Annotated in this window: 11 protein-coding genes and 1 tRNA gene; 7 read left to right on the top strand and 5 right to left on the bottom strand. The window is 73.1% G+C overall.

What is annotated here, in order from left to right; all coding sequences use genetic code 11:
* Nucleotides 1-26: 26 nt before the first annotated feature.
* Both JQN84_RS16185 and JQN84_RS16180 read left to right on the top strand, forming a co-directional pair.
* On the top strand, nucleotides 27-497 hold the full coding sequence (locus JQN84_RS16185) for an RrF2 family transcriptional regulator (RefSeq protein ID WP_204959200.1): 471 nt from the start codon (nucleotides 27-29) through the stop codon (nucleotides 495-497).
* Between the two features lie 157 nt (nucleotides 498-654).
* Nucleotides 655-1698: a sulfite exporter TauE/SafE family protein gene (locus JQN84_RS16180; protein WP_204959199.1), complete on the top strand. Its 1044-nt coding sequence runs from the start codon at nucleotides 655-657 to the stop codon at nucleotides 1696-1698.
* Between the two features lie 76 nt (nucleotides 1699-1774).
* Here the strand turns inward: JQN84_RS16180 and JQN84_RS16175 are convergent, their stop codons facing one another.
* Nucleotides 1775-3298, bottom strand: coding sequence for a pyridoxal-dependent decarboxylase (locus tag JQN84_RS16175; protein WP_239485511.1), 1524 nt, complete (start codon nucleotides 3296-3298; stop codon nucleotides 1775-1777).
* 209 nt (nucleotides 3299-3507) lie between these two features.
* On the opposite strand from JQN84_RS16175, the gene JQN84_RS16170 reads away from it, so the two are divergent.
* A complete protein-coding gene (locus JQN84_RS16170) occupies nucleotides 3508-5808 on the top strand; it encodes a rhamnogalacturonan lyase family protein (protein ID WP_204959198.1) in 2301 nt (766 codons plus the stop codon).
* A gap of 199 nt (nucleotides 5809-6007) precedes the next feature.
* Here the strand turns inward: JQN84_RS16170 and JQN84_RS16165 are convergent, their stop codons facing one another.
* Together JQN84_RS16165 and JQN84_RS16160 are read right to left on the bottom strand one after the other, a co-directional pair.
* Nucleotides 6008-7018, bottom strand: coding sequence for an LLM class flavin-dependent oxidoreductase (locus JQN84_RS16165; protein ID WP_307821251.1), 1011 nt, complete (start codon nucleotides 7016-7018; stop codon nucleotides 6008-6010).
* A 63-nt stretch (nucleotides 7019-7081) separates the two neighbouring features.
* Nucleotides 7082-7561: an Lrp/AsnC family transcriptional regulator gene (locus tag JQN84_RS16160; protein WP_088643109.1), complete on the bottom strand. Its 480-nt coding sequence runs from the start codon at nucleotides 7559-7561 to the stop codon at nucleotides 7082-7084.
* A 102-nt stretch (nucleotides 7562-7663) separates the two neighbouring features.
* Between JQN84_RS16160 and JQN84_RS16155 the strand changes: the two genes are divergently transcribed.
* Nucleotides 7664-8872, top strand: coding sequence for a trans-sulfuration enzyme family protein (locus JQN84_RS16155; protein ID WP_204959196.1), 1209 nt, complete (start codon nucleotides 7664-7666; stop codon nucleotides 8870-8872).
* Nucleotides 8873-8905: 33 nt separating this feature from the next.
* Here the strand turns inward: JQN84_RS16155 and JQN84_RS16150 are convergent, their stop codons facing one another.
* On the bottom strand, nucleotides 8906-9655 hold the full coding sequence (locus tag JQN84_RS16150; RefSeq protein ID WP_204959195.1) for a transcriptional regulator: 750 nt from the start codon (nucleotides 9653-9655) through the stop codon (nucleotides 8906-8908).
* Between the two features lie 31 nt (nucleotides 9656-9686).
* A tRNA-Leu gene (locus JQN84_RS16145) sits at nucleotides 9687-9770 on the bottom strand.
* Between the two features lie 95 nt (nucleotides 9771-9865).
* On the opposite strand from JQN84_RS16145, the gene JQN84_RS16140 reads away from it, so the two are divergent.
* The 3 genes from JQN84_RS16140 (at nucleotide 9866) to JQN84_RS16130 (ending at nucleotide 13420) form a co-directional block, all read left to right on the top strand.
* On the top strand, nucleotides 9866-10489 hold the full coding sequence (locus JQN84_RS16140) for an ANTAR domain-containing response regulator (RefSeq protein WP_088643111.1): 624 nt from the start codon (nucleotides 9866-9868) through the stop codon (nucleotides 10487-10489).
* Nucleotides 10490-10813: 324 nt separating this feature from the next.
* Nucleotides 10814-11986 (top strand): beta propeller repeat protein, encoded by a 1173-nt coding sequence (locus tag JQN84_RS16135; RefSeq protein WP_204959194.1) that lies wholly within the window; start codon nucleotides 10814-10816, stop codon nucleotides 11984-11986.
* Nucleotides 11987-12259: 273 nt separating this feature from the next.
* Nucleotides 12260-13420: a branched-chain amino acid ABC transporter substrate-binding protein gene (locus JQN84_RS16130; RefSeq protein ID WP_204959193.1), complete on the top strand. Its 1161-nt coding sequence runs from the start codon at nucleotides 12260-12262 to the stop codon at nucleotides 13418-13420.
* Nucleotides 13421-13482: the final 62 nt, after the last annotated feature.

The raw sequence follows: 13482 nt of genomic DNA, 5'->3' as shown, positions 1-13482 counted from the left end.
CGGGGCCGGCGACTAACCTTGCGGCCATGCGCCTCTCCGCCCGGGTCGACTACGCACTGCGTGCGGCGGCCGAACTCGCGTCGGTCGCCGACGGCGCGGACTCCGGCCGGTCCCGTCCGGTCACCGCCGAGCAGATCGCCAGGTCGCAGGACATTCCGCCGAAGTTCCTGGAGAGCATTCTGCTTCAGTTGCGTCGGGGTGGCATCGTGCACGCCCAGCGGGGCCCGGAGGGCGGCTACTGGCTGGCCCGGCCGGCGGCCGAGATCTCCCTCGCCGAGGTGATCCGGGTGATCGACGGGCCGCTGGCCCACGTCCGGGGGCAGCGGCCCGAGCAGCTCGGCTACCACGGTGCGGCCCGCGCGTTGCAGGAGGTCTGGATCGCGTTGCGGGCCAGCGAGCGGGCGATCCTGGAGCAGGTCACCATCGCCGACGTGGCGACCGGGGTGCTGCCGGGCCGGATCAGCGAGCTGGCCGCCGACCCCCGCGCCTGGAGCTGACCCGCCGCACCCGGCCTGACCTGGCGCGCGGGGTTCCACCAGGCGTGCCCTGCCGCGCCGACGCGTCCCATTCACCGATCTGGGGGTTGACCGGGGAGCGTCCCGTGCCGCATTCTCGACCAAGTCGATAGGAGATGCCGAAAAGTTCGGAGGGCTCGTGCGCAAGCTTCTGATCCTCGCTCTGGTCGGGTTGGCCGCACAGCTCGTCGACGGCGCGCTCGGCATGGCCTACGGGCTGACCTCGTCGACCCTGCTGCTCTTCGTCGGGGTGGCCCCGGCCGCCGCATCGGCGTCGGTGCACCTCGCCGAGATCGGCACCACGCTCGCCGCCGGCGTCGCCCACTGGCGGTTCGGCAACGTCGACTGGCGGGTGGTGGCCCGGATCGCCCTGCCCGGCGCGGTCGGCGCGTTCGTCGGCGCCACCTTCCTCAGCTCCATCTCCACCGAGAGCGCCGCCCCGTGGATGGCCGGCATCCTGTTCACCCTCGGCGCGTACCTGCTGGTGCGGTTCTCCCGGCCGTTGCGGCAGCGCACCGGCGCGGGTCGGCTACGCGGTCGGTTCCTCGGCCCGCTGGGCCTGGTCGCCGGGTTCGTCGACGCCACCGGTGGCGGGGGATGGGGGCCGGTGGCCACGCCGGCGCTGCTGGTCTCCGGCCGGATGGAACCCCGCAAGGTGATCGGCTCGGTGGACACCGCCGAGTTCGTGGTGGCCGGGGCGGCCAGCATCGGCTTCCTGATCGGCCTGGGCAGCGAGGGCTTCCTGCTGCCGACCGTGGCGGCGCTGCTGATCGGTGGCCTGATCGCCGCGCCGGTGGCCGCCTGGCTGGTGCGGATCGTCCCCGCCCAACTGCTGGGCGCCACCATCGGCGGGGTGATCGTGCTGACCAACGCCCGCATCCTGCTCAACGCCGGTGACGCCGGCTCGACCGTCCGCCCGGCGGTCTACGTGCTGCTCGCCGTAGGCTGGGTGGTCGCCCTGACGTTCGCCGTCCGGGCGTTGCGCCGCACCCGCCGCGCCCGCGCCATCGTCGACGCCGCCACCGCCGACGCCACCGGCACCGAAACCGCCGATGTCACCGCCGCTGCCAGCGACGCCGCGACGCCGTCGCCTGACGTCCCGGCTCCGGCCGTCCCGGCCGGGGTCGTCGCCGGGTCCGCGCCGGCCGGGGCCGACGACCGGCTGGCCGCCGTCGAACGCTGACCCCGGCCGGGGTACGTCGCCCCCGGCACGGTGACCGTCGCGCACCACCGGTTCTCCGGTTACGGGGCGGCGACGGTCACCCCGGGAACGCGTCGCCCGGCGCGGGTCCGCCCGGCGCGGGTTCGATCGGTGCGGGTCCGCCCGGGTCGGGTCGGGTGGGGGCCGGGTCGCCGGCGAGGAGGTCCGTCGCCGCCGCCGACAGCAGCGCCCAGGCCCGGTCCACGTGTTCCGGCCCGGTCAGTGGCGAGCCGACGGCCAGCCGCAGGGTGTACCGGCCGTTGACCCGGGTGTGGGTCAGGTACACCTGTCCGCTGTCGTTGACCCGGGCCAGCAGCGCCGCGCTGGCCTCGTCCCCGGCCCGCAACCGGAACGTGACCAGGGAGAACGGGTGCGGGGCGGTGAGGGCGAACCGGTCGTCGGCGCGTACCCGGTCGGCGAACCGGCCGGCCAGGGAGATCCCTGCGCGCAGGTGCGCGCGCAGCCCTTCGACGCCGTACCAGCGCAGGACGAACCAGAGTTTCAGCGCCCGGAACCGGCGGCCCAGCGGGACCTGCCAGTCCCGGTAGTCGATCACCGCACCGGATTCGCTGGCGGCGTTGCGCAGGAACTCCGGCATGACGGTCAGCGCCTCGATCAGCTCACCCCGGTCGGCCACCCAGAAGGCGTCGCAGTCGAAGCCGGTGAGCAGCCACTTGTGCGGGTCGAAGCAGTACGAGTCGGCGTGCTCCACCCCGGCCTGCGTCCAGCGCAACTCGGGGCAGACCGCCGCCGCCCCGGCGTAGGCGGCGTCGACGTGCAGCCACACGCCGTACCGGGCGCAGATCGCACCGATCTCCGGCAGCGGGTCGACGGCGGTGGTGGAGGTGGTCCCGATGGTCGCCACCACGATGGCCGGCACCACGCCTTCGGCCAGGTCCGCCTCGATCGCCGCGCGCAGCGCCGACGGGCGCATCGCCTGGGTCGTCGGGTCCACCGCGACGGTCCGGACGCCCGCCTCGCCGAGGCCGGCGATGCGGGCCGCCTTCTCGATCGAGGAGTGCCCGTGCACCGAGGTGTACGCCCGGTAGCGGCGGTCGACGCCGGCCTCCCGCCAGCGGCCGCCGCTGGCCCGGTGCAGCGCGACCAGGGTGGCGACCAGGGTCGCCGAGGAGGCGGAGTCCTGGATGACGCCGCCGCCGGTGCCGGTGGATCGCCAGCGCGCCGGCAGGTCCATCAGGTCGGCCAGCCAGTCCAGCACGACCGTCTCCAGTTCGGTGCCGGCCGGGTTGGTGGCCCAGAGCATGCCCTGACTGCCGAGGCCCGAGCTGACCAGGTCGGCCAGCACGCTGGGACCGCTGGTGTTGGCCGGGAAGTAGCCGAAGAAGCCGGGGTGCTGCCAGTGGGTGACCCGGGGCGCGATGATCGCGTCGAGGTCGGCCAGCATCGCCGCGACCGGCTCGCCGTGCGCGGGCGGCCCGGTCGGCAGGGCGGCGGTGACCGTGCCGGGCGGGTCCGGTGGGGTGACCGGGCGGCGGTCCAGCGTCCGCCAGTAGTCGGCGACCCAGTCGACCACCGCGTACCCGGCGCGGCGGAACTCCTCGGGGTCCATGTGCTCAGCCATCCGCCGAGTCGATCAGGTGGGCCGCCCGGGAGCAAGAGTGGGTAGCGCTTGTGCGGGCGGAAAGCGTTGTCCTACGATCCGACTGCGCGGAGCCGAACTATGGATGTCGATGCAAAGGCGTCCGTCACCACCGTCAGCGCGGCGTCATCCCGCCGGTCCGGGCAGGCCGGCGTCGCCACCGTGCGCTGACCTCCGCGAAAGGCGTTTCCGTGCACCTGAGCCCCACCCGTCGTCGCGCCGCGCTGCTCGCCGCCGCCGCGGCCACCACCCTCGCCGCCGGCACCCTCACCGCCGTGACGGCCTCGGCCGCCGCCGCCGGTTGCCGGGTCGACTACAAGATCAGTAGCCAGTGGGGCGGCGGCTTCGGCGCCGACGTCCTCGTCACCAACCTCGGCGACCCGATCAACGGCTGGACCCTGACCTGGTCCTACACCGCCGGCCAGCAGGTCACCCAGGCGTGGAACGCCACGGTCACCCAGTCCGGGGCGCAGGTCAGCGCCAAGGACGCCGGTTACAACGCGGCGCTGGGCACCAACGGCACCGCGAACTTCGGCTTCAACGCGTCGTGGAACAACGCCAGCAACCCGCCGCCGGCGAGCTTCGCCCTCAACGGCACGACCTGCACCGGCGGCACCGCGCCGACCACCGCGCCCCCGACGACACCGCCACCGACCACGCCCCCACCCACCACGCCGCCGCCGACCACCCCGCCCCCGACGACACCGCCGCCGACCACGCCCCCGCCGACCGACCCGCCCGCCGGGGCCAAGCAGATGGAGGATCTCGACCGGGGGTTGATCAGCGTCCGCTCCGGCAACGGGAACCTGGTCTCCTGGCGGCTGCTGGGCACCGAGACCTCCGGGGTGTCGTTCAACCTCTACCGGGGCTCCACCAGGGTCAACGCGTCACCGATCACCGGCGCCACCAACTACCTCGACAGCGGGGCGGCGGCCGGCTCGGCGTACACGGTGCGGGCGGTGGTGGGCGGTGCCGAGCAGGCGGCGTCCGGGCCCGCCCTCCAGTTCGCCAACGGCTACCTGGACGTGCCGATCCAGCCGCCGGCCGGCGGCACCACCCCGAGCGGGGAGGCGTACAGCTACTCGGCCAACGACGCCAGCGTCGGTGACCTCGACGGCGACGGCGACTACGAGATCGTGCTCAAGTGGGACCCGTCCAACGCCAAGGACAACAGCCAGTCCGGCTACACCGGCAACGTCTACGTCGACGCGTACACCCTCACCGGCAGCCGGTTGTGGCGCATCGACCTGGGCCGCAACATCCGCGCCGGTGCCCACTACACCCAGTTCCAGGTGTACGACTACGACGGCGACGGCCGGGCCGAGGTGGCCATGAAGACCGCCGACGGCACCCGCTCCGGCACCGGTCAGCTGATCGGCTCGTCGTCGGCCGACTACCGCAACTCCAGCGGCTATGTGCTGTCCGGCCCCGAGTACCTGACCATGTTCAACGGGCAGACCGGCGCGATCGCCTCCACCGTCAACTACGACCCGCCGCGCGGCACCGTCTCCTCCTGGGGTGACTCGTACGGCAACCGGGTCGACAGGTTCCTCGCCGGCACCGCCTACCTGGACGGGCAGCGGCCGTCGCTGATCATGGCGCGCGGCTACTACACCCGGGCGGTCATCGCCGCCTGGGACTTCCGCAACGGCGCGCTGACCAAGCGGTGGACGTTCGACTCCAACGCCTCGGGCAACTCTGCCGCCGCCGGCCAGGGCAACCACCAGCTCTCCGTGGCCGACGTGGACGCCGACGGCCGCCAGGAGATCGTGTACGGCGCGGCCACCATCGACGACAACGGCCGGCTGCTCTACTCGACCGGCAACGGCCACGGCGACGCCCTGCACGTCGGCGACCTGGACCCGGGCCGGGCCGGCCTTGAGGTCTTCAAGGTCGACGAGGACGGCAGCAAGCCCAGCTCGTACTTCGCCGACGCGCGGACCGGTCAGATCCTCTGGTCCACCGGGGCCAACGGGGACAACGGCCGGGGCGTCTCGGCCGACATCTGGGCCGGCAGCCCGGGGGCCGAGTCGTGGTCGTCGGCGGTCGACGGGCTGGCCAACACCCGGGGGCAGAACATCGGGCGCAAGCCGTCGTCGGCGAACTTCCTCACCTGGTGGGACGGTGACCCGGTGCGTGAGCTGCTCGACGCCACCAAGATCGACAAGTACGGCACCGGCGGCGAGACCCGGCTGCTCACCGGCAGCGACGTGGCCTCCAACAACGGCACCAAGTCGACCCCGGCGCTGTCCGGTGACATCCTCGGCGACTGGCGCGAGGAGGTGATCTGGCGCACCAGCGACAGCCGGGCGCTGCGGATCTACAGCACGCCCACGCCGACCAGCACCCGGATCTACACGCTGATGCACGACGCCCAGTACCGCGCGGCGATCGCCTGGCAGAACACCGCCTACAACCAGCCGCCGCACCCGGGCTTCTTCATCGGTGACGGCATGTCCACCCCGCCCACGCCCAACATCTACCTGCGCTGACGGTGCGGGCCCGGCGGTTCACCGGGCCCCACAAAAGCAGGCACCGGGTCGCCAGCCGCGGAATCCGCTCAGCTGGCGACCCGGTGCACCACACCGCAGCACCCCCGACCCGTCCCGACCGGGAGTGCCGTACCACCACCGGTAATAAAGTTAGGGGTCGTCCGCAACGGTGGGGTGACGTGGCTATGAAGAGCGTGTTTCAGACGCTCCGGGACAGCCCGCCGGCCACCTTCCCGGCCACCAGCTCGAACGAGCGCACCCGGTCGGCCACGTCGTACACCATGGTGGTGAGCATCAGCTCGTTCGCTCCGGTGCGGGCCAGCAGCTCGGACAGCTGCCGGCGGACCGTCTCCGGTGAACCCATCGCCTGACCGTCGCGGCGCTGCCGCACGAACTCCCGCTCCAGCTCCGTGTACGGGTACCGGGCGGCGTCGTCGGGGCTGGCCAGCGGCTCCGGCCGGCCCGAGCGCAGCTTGAGGAACGACAGCCCGGCCGGCCCGGACAGCCACTCGGCGCGCTCGTCGGTGTCGGCGCAGACCACGTTGACCGCCACCATCGCGTACGGTTCGGTCAGCCAGCGTGACGGCCGGAAACTCTGCCGGTAGAGCTGGAGCGCGGGCAGGGTGTGCTGGGAGCTGAAGTGGTGCGCGAACGAGAACGGCAACCCCAGCAGCCCGGCGAGCTGGGCGCTGAACCCGCTGGAGCCGAGCAGCCAGACGGCGGGGGACTGGCCCAGCCCCGGGCTGGCGGTGATCGCGCCCGGGTCGTCGCCGCTGAAGTAGTTCATCAGGTCGGCCAGCTCCCGGGGGAAACCCTCCGCCGACAGCCCCTCCATGGTGCGCCGTAGCGCCAGCGCGGTCCGCTGGTCGGTGCCGGGGGCCCGGCCGATGCCCAGGTCGATCCGGCCCGGGTGCAGCGCCTCCAGGGTGCCGAACTGTTCGGCGACCACCAGCGGCGCGTGGTTGGGCAGCATCACCCCGCCCGAGCCCAGCCGGATCGTGGTGGTGTGCGCCGCCAGGTGGGCGAGCAGCACCGCCGGTGCGGAGCTGGCGATCGCCGGCATGTTGTGGTGCTCGGCCACCCAGAACCGGCGGTAGCCCAGTTCCTCGGTCCGGCGGGCCAGCTCGGTGGTGTGCCCGAGGGCCTCGGAGGCGGTGGCCCCGGCGGCGACCGGAGCAAGATCAAGAACAGACAACGGTACGTCGATCACACCTGGGCCCAACCCGCCCCGGCCCGGACTTGTTCCCTGATCGGGCCCGGTCCCGGTCCCGGGTCAGCCCCGGCCGCGGGCCTGCTCGAAGATCAGGCTGGTCTGGGTGTGCTGCACCGCCGGGTCCACCGCCAACTGGTCCAGGACGAAGTCGCGCAGCGCGTCACCCGACGCCGCCCGGACGTGCAGCACGTAGTCCTCCGCGCCCGCCACGTGGAACACCGACACCACCCCGGGCAGCCGGACCGAGCGGGCCCGGAAGGCGTCCACCGCGGCCCGCTCGTGCGCGGTCAGCCGGACCGACACCAGCGCCTGCAACGGCAACCCCACCGCCGCCGGGTCCACCTCGGCGTGGAAGCCCCGGATCGCCCCGCAGTCCCGCAGCGCCCGGGTTCGGGTCAGACAGGTCGACGGGGCCACCCCCACCCGCTCGGCGAGGGCGTTGTTCGGCAGCCGGCCGTCGGCGGCCAGCTCGGTCAGGATCGCGCGATCGACGTCGTCCAGGGTGGCGAAGGGCCGTACATCGTTCGGTGCGGGGGGCATCCCGGCATTCTCCCGCGAATTCGAGCGTAGGAAAAGCCGCACCGCCAGAATATCGTTCGAAGGTGTTGCCTGTCGTCACGCTGATGTTCGAGGCTTTCCGGCATGACGGCGGCTACGGCACCCCCTACCCCCAGCGTCGGGACGACCCTCGACGACACGTCGGTGGACACCCGGGCCGTGCACGCCGGCCGGGAGGACCTCGCGGCCCTCGGGGTGCACGTACCGCCTATCGACCTGTCCACCACCAACCCGCTGCCGTCGGTCGAGGCCGGCGGCGCGGCCTACGAACTGCTCGCCACCGGTGCCACCCTCGCGCCCGGCGACAGCGCCGTCTACCAGCGGCTGTGGAATCCCACCGTGGCCCGTTTCGAGGCCGCGCTGGCCACCCTCGAAGGCACCCCGGCGGCGGTCGCCTTCGCCAGCGGCATGGCCGCGCTCACCGCGGCCCTGCTCGCGGCCACCCGGGACGGTCGCCGGCACGTCGTCGCCGTCCGTCCCCTCTACGGGGGCACCGACCACGTGCTCGCCACCGGCCTGCTCGGCACCGAGGTCAGTTGGGCCCGTCCCGACGAGGTCGCCGCCGCCGTACGGGCCGACACCGGCCTGGTCGTCGTGGAGACCCCGGCCAACCCCACCCTCGACCTCGTCGACATCGCCGCCCTGGCCGCCGCCGTGGGCGACGTGCCGCTGCTGGTCGACAACACCGTCGCCACCCCCGTGCTCCAACAGCCCGCCCGGCACGGCGCCGCGCTCGTCCTGCACAGCGCCACCAAGAGCATCGGCGGGCACGGCGACGTGCTCGCCGGGGTGGTGGCCTGCGACGCCGACTGGGGCGCCCGGTTGCGTCAGGTGCGTGCGGTCACCGGCGCGGTGCTGCACCCGCTCGGCGCGTACCTGCTGCACCGGGGCCTGCAGACGTTGCCGCTGCGGGTCCGCGCACAGCAGGCCGGCGCGGAGAAACTGGCCCTGCGGCTCGCCGGGCACCCGGCCGTCGCGCGGGTCCACCACCCCTCGGTGCACGACCCGGCCGGGCTGGTCGGCCGGCAGCTCGCCGGCACCGGAAGCCTGCTCGCCGTCGAGGTACGCGGCGGCGCGTCGGCCGCCGCCCGGGTCGCCGGGGCCTGCCGGCTGATCACCCACGCGGTGTCACTGGGCGGGGTGGACACCCTGATCCAGCATCCCGCCTCGCTGACCCACCGGCCGGTGGCCGGGGAGGCGAAACCGGGCGACGGGCTGCTGCGGATCTCGGTCGGCCTGGAGGACCCCGAGGACCTGTGGACCGACCTGGCCCGCGCGCTCGCGGCGGGGTGAGCGTCCGGTGGGGCGGTCGGCCCTGCTGACGGGTCAGTGCTTGGGGCCGACGTGGCCGTCCAGGGTGGCGACCGCCGCCCGCCGCGCCACCGACAGGCAGTTGCGGCGGTTCATCGTCCAGGCGACACCGAGCATGTCGAGTGCCCACTGGCAGAGGCCCATGATGTGGGTGGACTCGTTGCTGAAGTGGTAGCGCGGGTAGACGTACGGTCGGCCCCGCACGGTCACCCGGTTGTCCACCCGGCAGCCGTCGGAGTGGAACAGACCCCGCAGGAAGTCGCCCGGCCGGCGCTGGACGATCTCGCGTTGCCAGTCGGCCAGGCCGATCCGGCGTTCGTGCTTGCGGCCCGGCCCGTGCTGGGGAAACAGGCACGGCCAGTGCCGGCCGTAGCTCTGCACGCGGACGCAGCCCTGCTTGCGCACCCGCTGCACCGTCGTGGCGAGCACGGCCCGCATGGCCAGGTCGCACGCGTCGACCAGCCCCGGCCAGGCGGCGGCACAGTAGATCCGCAGCACCGGCACCCGGGCCGTCGTCACCAGGTGGCCGTCGCCGATGTACAGGCCGAGGAGATAGGCGTAGGCCACCGGGTCGGCCGGACCGTCGAGCCCGTCCCGGCACCGGAAGCACCGCAGCTCGGTGCCCCGCTGCCGCGCCTCGGGACGGTCGTTGCACCAGTGCCAGACGGTGCGGTAGGGAAGGCCGACGGCACGTGCCGCGTCGGCGACCGAACCGCCGGCGCGGTGCACCTGCCGGGCGCGGGCCCGGATCTCTGGTGGATGCACCGGGGCATCATCGAACAGGTGTGTGACAAGGTGCCGGGAGCGGGACTCGAACCCGCACGCCTGTTAAGGCAAATGCTTTTGAGGCATTCATGTCTGCCGATTCCATCATCCCGGCGTCACCCCGAGGGGCGCGTGGCTCACTGTACCCGACTAGGCTCATACGGGAGCATGGGTGGTAGCCGTGTGGGATCGATGGTGGGGGTAGGGCTGGTGGCCGAGACACAGACGGATGCCGAGCGCAGGCGGGTGTTGATCGCCGAGGACGAGGCGCTCATCCGACTGGACCTGGCCGAGATGCTGGTCGAGGAGGGTTACGAGGTCGTCGGCGAGGCCGGTGACGGCGAGACCGCCGTCCGGTTGGCCGAGGAGCTGAAGCCCGATCTCGTCATCCTCGACATCAAGATGCCGATCATGGACGGCCTGGCCGCCGCCGAGCGGATCGCCGGTGCCCGGATCGCCCCCGTGATCATCCTGACCGCGTTCAGCCAGCGTGACCTGGTGGAACGGGCGCGGGCCGCCGGTGCGATGGCCTACCTGGTCAAGCCGTTCCAGAAGAGCGACCTGGTGCCGGCGGTGGAGATCGCGCTGTCCCGCTACTCCGAGATCGCCGCCCTGGAGTCCGAGGTGGCCGGCCTCACCGACCGGCTGGAGATCCGCAAGACGGTCGAACGCGCCAAGGGCGCGCTGATGACGACGTACGGGATGACCGAGCCGCAGGCGTTCAAGTGGATCCAGCGCACCGCCATGGACCACCGGATGACCATGAAGGAGGTCGCCGAGCGGATCCTCGCCGAGACCGCCGGTGGCGAGATCGCCGAGCAGCCCACCTCCTGACCTGTCGGCGCACCGGTCGCCGATCGGTCCGTCTTTCCTCCCCGCCCGGCGGCCCACCCCGTCCGGTCGGCGAGGCGACCCGCTCCGAACAGGCGGACGAATCCGCCCCGACGGCCGTCCGGTTCCGTCCTGACGTCGACCCGTGCGGCGCGGTCCGTCCCGCGCCGGCGGCGACACCACGGCGTACCGGCCGGCGGTCCGCTCGGCCGGTGGACCCCTGCCCCCGATCACCCGGCTCCCGTCTGCGCAGTGATCGATCGGTTCGCCGGGTCGGGCGGCCCGACCCGCCCCCCACGGCGGGGTTCCGCTGCCTAGCATCGATGCATGTCTGCCCGGCGCGTACTCGTGGTGTGCGCTCTGTTGGTCCTGGTGGTCGCCGGCTGCGACCGGCCCGGAAACGACGAGGCCGGGCGCGGTGACGGCCGGTCGACGCCGGTCGAGCCGGCCTGGCGGGAGGCGACCCTGCCGGTGCCGCCCGGTCCGGCCGGCCGGCTGGTGCTGCGCGACGCGGTCTCCTGCGCCGGGGTCTGGTTCCTGGTCGGCGGGGTCGTCGACGCCACCGGTGGCAGCCGCCCGGCGGCCTGGTCCAGCACGGACGGTTCCACCTGGCTGCCGGTGCCGGTCGCGGCCAGCACGTTCTACGGCCGGCAGCACGTGCTCTACGCGGCGGCCTGCGCCGCAGGGCGGGTGGCGGCGCTGGGCGCGAAGAACGGTGGGGTGCACGGCAACCCGCGTACCGGGACCTGGGTCCGCGACGGCGACGGCCCGTTGCGGGAGGTGCCGGCGGCGTTCGAGCTGTTCGGCGGGCCCCGCGCGGTCAGCGTGGCCCGGGTGGCGGCCGGTGCGCAGGGCTGGTTGATCGCGGGTGCCCGGGCCGACGGCGCGGCGGTCTGGACGTCGCCGGACGCGGCCGGGTTCACCCTGGCCGAGGGGCTGCCGGAACTGGCCGGCGACGCCCGGGGACGGACGGCGGCGTACGACGCGGTGGCCCTGCCGGTGGGGTGGCTGGTGGTCGGGTCGCTGCTGCCGGCGGGCGGCACGGCGCTGCGGCCGATGGCCTGGACTTCGGTCGACGGGCGTTCCTGGCGGCGGGCGGAACTGCCGGTGCCCGACGGCCGGGGGCGGGCGGAGCGGGTGGTGCCGCGCGACGGCGGGCCGGTGGCGGTGGGGGCGGTTTCGGATGGTTTCGCCGTGTGGTGGGCCGACGACGGGTCGCGGTGGCGGCAGGTCGGCGGCTTCGGGGCGGCCGGCGCGGGGGTGCTGTCGGTGGTGGGGCTGGCCGTGGTGGGTGGGGCGCTGGTAGCGGTGACCGGTGACGGCGTCGGTCGCGCGGTGTGGGTGTCGACGGACGGTGGGGTGTCGTGGCGCTCCGTGCGGGTGCCGTTGCCGGTGGCCGACGGCGGCGACACCGCGCTGACGGTGGCCGGCGGCGATGGTCGACTGCTGCTGCTGGCCGATGACGGCAGAGGCTCCCATGCCTGGTGGGGGCGGGTTTGAGTGGCTATAGGCGGGGGCGGTGGCCGGTACGGGTGCGCGCCTTCGAATAAAAAGTGAAAGTCTCTCGGAACTGATGGTTCTTACAGCGATCGTTTCGAATCCGCCACGGCGTGTAACGGTTCGATCAACCCCGCTTGCTGGGGCTTACGTCGCAGCTTCCCGGTGGGATAACGTCCCGGCCCAGACCGGCGACGACGGTCTGGTTCGTCCGCCCCCGCAAGGGCCAATAGGCAGCGGGTGGTTCGGACCATGCGACGGAGGAGGGTTCCGGCCTTGAGGCAGAAGCTCGCACGCGTGATCGGTGGAGTCGCCATGCTGGCGCTCGTCGCCGGCGGCACCGCTTGCTCCAGCGGCAGCGACGAGGAGGCGTCCGGTGGGGACGGCTGCGGTAGCAAGATCGCGTTCTTCGGCGCGCTGACCGGCAGCTCGGCGGCGCTGGGCATCAACGAGAAGAACGGCGTCAAGCTCGCCGTCGAGAAGTACAACAAGGAAAACGCCGACTGCAAGGTCGAGTTGGCCGAGCTGGACTCGCAGGGCAGCCCGGACCAGGCGCCCGGTCTGGCCCAGAAGGCCATCGACGACGCCAAGCTCCTGGGCATCGTCGGCCCGGCCTACTCGGGCGAGTCCGAGGCCGCCGGCCCGCTGTTCAACGAGGCCGGGCTGGTCACCATCACCCCCTCCGCCACCCGCCCCAGCCTCGCCCAGCAGAACTGGAAGACCTTCTTCCGGGCGGTCGGCAACGACCTGAGCCAGGGCCCCGCGGCCGGCACCTACATCAAGAACGTGATGAAGGCCGACAAGGTCTACGTCATCGACGACCAGTCCGCCTACGGCGCGGGCCTGGCCGACGAGGTCAAGAAGATTCTCGGCGGCGCGGTCGTCGGCTCGGACAAGGTCCAGGGCGAGGGCAAGCAGACCGAGTTCTCCGGCGTGGTGACCAAGGTCAAGGCGGCCGGCGTCAAGGCCGTCTTCTTCGGCGGCTACTACCAGGAGGCCGGCCTGATCCGCAAGCAGCTCACCGCTGCCGGCGTCACCGCCCCGCTGGTCGTCGGTGACGGCTCCAACGACCCGGCGTACATCACCACCGCCGGTGCCGCCGCCGCCGAGGGCACCATCATGACCTGCCCGTGCGCACCGGCCGCCGAGGCCCGGGGCACCTTCGTCGAGGAGTTCAAGGCCCTCAACGGCGCCGACCCGGGCACCTACAGCGACACCGCCTACGACGCCGCGAACATCCTGCTCGCCGGCATCAAGGCCAAGAAGACCACCCGGGCCGACCTGCTGGAGTTCGTGAAGAACTACAGCGGCGAGGGCGTCGCGTCGAGCTACAAGTTCGTCGAGGGTGGCGAGCTGGACCCGGCGCAGGTCAAGGTCTGGGCGTTCAAGGTCCAGGGCGGCAAGGTCGTCCCCGACCAGGAGATCCCGAAGGCCTGACCACGGTCGCCGAGAGCGATTGACGACAGATCGCGGGTGCGGCCGGGAGCTCGCTCCCGGCC

This window comes from Micromonospora humidisoli, from assembly GCF_016900955.1.
Classification (GTDB): domain Bacteria; phylum Actinomycetota; class Actinomycetes; order Mycobacteriales; family Micromonosporaceae; genus Micromonospora; species Micromonospora wenchangensis.
Note: the sequence above shows the minus strand (reverse complement) of the source record. Positions and strands in the feature narration are given on the sequence as shown.

Excerpts from the sequence above, each read along its gene's own strand:
- JQN84_RS16185 (WP_204959200.1), top strand. The coding sequence starts at position 27 with ATGCGCCTCTCCGCCCGGGTCGACTACGCACTGCGTGCGGCGGCCGAA.
- JQN84_RS16175 (WP_239485511.1), bottom strand. The coding sequence starts at position 3,298 with ATGGCTGAGCACATGGACCCCGAGGAGTTCCGCCGCGCCGGGTACGCG.
- JQN84_RS16160 (WP_088643109.1), bottom strand. The coding sequence starts at position 7,561 with ATGCCCCCCGCACCGAACGATGTACGGCCCTTCGCCACCCTGGACGAC.
- JQN84_RS16155 (WP_204959196.1), top strand. The coding sequence starts at position 7,664 with ATGACGGCGGCTACGGCACCCCCTACCCCCAGCGTCGGGACGACCCTC.
- JQN84_RS16135 (WP_204959194.1), top strand. The coding sequence starts at position 10,814 with ATGTCTGCCCGGCGCGTACTCGTGGTGTGCGCTCTGTTGGTCCTGGTG.